Origin of the sequence: Roseomonas rosulenta (assembly GCF_016106005.1) — a bacterium.
GTDB lineage: Bacteria > Pseudomonadota > Alphaproteobacteria > Acetobacterales > Acetobacteraceae > Neoroseomonas > Neoroseomonas rosulenta.
The window spans coordinates 1-1,977 of record NZ_JACADR010000471.1 but is presented as its reverse complement, the minus strand read 5'-3'; the positions used below and the strand labels follow the sequence as shown (position 1 = coordinate 1,977).

General features: G+C 74.0%; 3 protein-coding genes. 2 read left to right on the top strand and 1 reads right to left on the bottom strand.

Translation table 11 applies throughout. The annotated features are described in order from the left end of the window. The coding region (locus HW578_RS25945) for a primosomal protein N' family DNA-binding protein (RefSeq protein WP_456308301.1) at positions 1-405 on the bottom strand (405 nt) is incomplete at its 3' end. Positions 406-508: 103 nt separating this feature from the next. Between HW578_RS25945 and fsa the strand changes: the two genes are divergently transcribed. Together fsa and HW578_RS25935 are read left to right on the top strand one after the other, a co-directional pair. After that, positions 509-1,165, top strand: a complete 657-nt coding sequence (gene fsa, locus HW578_RS25940) for a fructose-6-phosphate aldolase (RefSeq protein ID WP_198373597.1) — start codon at positions 509-511, stop codon at positions 1,163-1,165. Next, positions 1,162-1,842, top strand: coding sequence for a DUF484 family protein (locus tag HW578_RS25935; RefSeq protein WP_198373596.1), 681 nt, complete (start codon positions 1,162-1,164; stop codon positions 1,840-1,842). The genes fsa and HW578_RS25935 overlap by 4 nt, the downstream gene beginning before the upstream one ends. Positions 1,843-1,977: the final 135 nt, after the last annotated feature.

Genomic DNA, 1,977 nt, shown 5'->3' with positions numbered 1-1,977 from the left:
CGGCGTGATGCGCGCGCCTGGCGGCGGGGCGGCGGCGCGGCGCCAGCCGGCCTGCGGCGGGCGGGATTCGAGCGCGGAGGGGGTGCTCATGGCCATGCGCAGCACCGCGCCCGGGGGGCTCAGCGTATAGGCCGCGACCCAGTCCACGAACCGGCGCAGCGTGTCGGTCATGGGCGGGGCGTCGAGCACGGCGCGGATGTCGCGCAGGCGCTTCTCGGGCAGGGCCGGGTCGGCCTCCCCGTCCCAGACGACGCCGGCCACCTCCCGCCCGCCGAGCGGCACCACCACGAAGGTCCCGGGCGGCACCGCCATGCCCGCCGGCACGCGGTAGTCATAGGCATCGCCGAGCGGCAGGGGCAGCAGCACGCGCACCCGTGTCGCCGGCGCAACATGCGATTCTGTCACAGTGCTGCGCGTGTTCCTCGCCCCGGCCATCGGTTACACTGTGACCCGCGACACGGCCCGCGCCCGGCGCGCGCCACAGACTGCCGCAGGAAGGTCCCCCGATATGAAGTTCTTCGTCGATACCGCCGAGGTGGCGGACATACGATCACTCGCCGAGGCCGGTCTGGTCGATGGCGTCACCACCAACCCCTCCCTGATCGCGAAATCCGGCCGCGACTTCAAGGAGGTCATTGCGGAGATCTGCGCCATCACCCCTGGCCCCGTCAGCGCCGAGGTCACCGCCACCGACGCCGCCGGCATGATCGCCGAAGGCCAGGTGCTGCGGTCCATCGCGCCCAACGTCGCGGTGAAGGTGCCGCTGACCGAGGCCGGGCTGGTCGCCTGCCGCCGCCTCGCCTCCGAGGGTGCCATGGTGAACGTGACGCTGTGCTTTTCCCCCGCGCAGGCGCTGCTGGCGGCCAAGGCGGGCGCGACCTTCATCTCGCCCTTCGTCGGGCGGCTGGACGACATCGCAACGGACGGCATGCGGCTGATCGCGGACATCGTGCAGATCTACCGCAACTATCCCGCCCTCACGACCGAGGTGCTGGTGGCCTCGGTCCGCCACCCGATCCACCTGGTCGAAGCGGCGAAGATGGGCGCGCACGTCGCAACCCTCCCGCCATCGGTCATCCGCATGCTGCTGAAGCACCCGCTGACCGACCGGGGCCTGGAGGCCTTCCTGGCCGACTGGAAGAAGACGGGGCAGTCGATCCTGTGAGCACATCCCTCCCCGCCGCGGACGTCCTGCCGGACCTCGAGGCGGAGGAGGTCGAGGCCTTCCTGCGCGCGCACCCGCATTTCCTGGCCGAACGCCCGGACATCTACCGCGTGCTGGTCCCCCCGCGCCGCCTGCATGGCGAACGCCTGGCCGACCACATGGCGGCCATGCTGGAGGCCGAGCGCGCCCGCGCCCGCGCCATGGAGGCGGAGATGCGCGCCGCGGTCGAGGCGGGGCGCGCCGGGGCGGGGCTGACGGTGCGCATCCGCCTGGCGGTTCTGGCGCTGATGCGCGCCCCTGACGTGATGGAAGCCGTCACACAGGAGATCCCGGCGCTGCTCGGGGTTGAGACCTGCACGCTGGCGGCGGAGCCCGCCCCGCGCGCAATTCCCGCCCTGCCGCCCGGCGTGCGCCCCCTGCCCGCCGGCGCGGTGACGCGCCTGATCGGGCGCGGGCGGGACGCCGTGGTGCGCGCACAGCCGAGCGAGACCACCCTGCTGCATGCCGAGGCGGCGCCGCTGGTCACGCGCGATGCGCTGGCGCGCGTGCCGCTGGTCGATGGCCCGCCCATGCTGATCGCGGTCGGCGCGCGCGAATCGGCCGCGCTGCCTGCGCGGCAATCCGTGGCCGTGCTGGCCTTCCTGGGCCGCGCGGTGGCGGCCGCGCTGTCGCGCTGACATGACCGGGGAACAGGCGCGCGCCGCCTGGCTCGCCTGGCTGGCGGCGGAGCGCCGCGCCAGCCCGCATACGCTCGAGGCCTATGGCCGCGACGCCGCGGCATTCCTGGGCTTCCTCACGCGGCACCTGGCCGG

What these genes read in the sequence shown, in the direction of transcription:
- fsa (WP_198373597.1), top strand. Translation starts at nt 509, where the DNA reads ATGAAGTTCTTCGTCGATACCGCCGAGGTGGCGGACATACGATCACTC.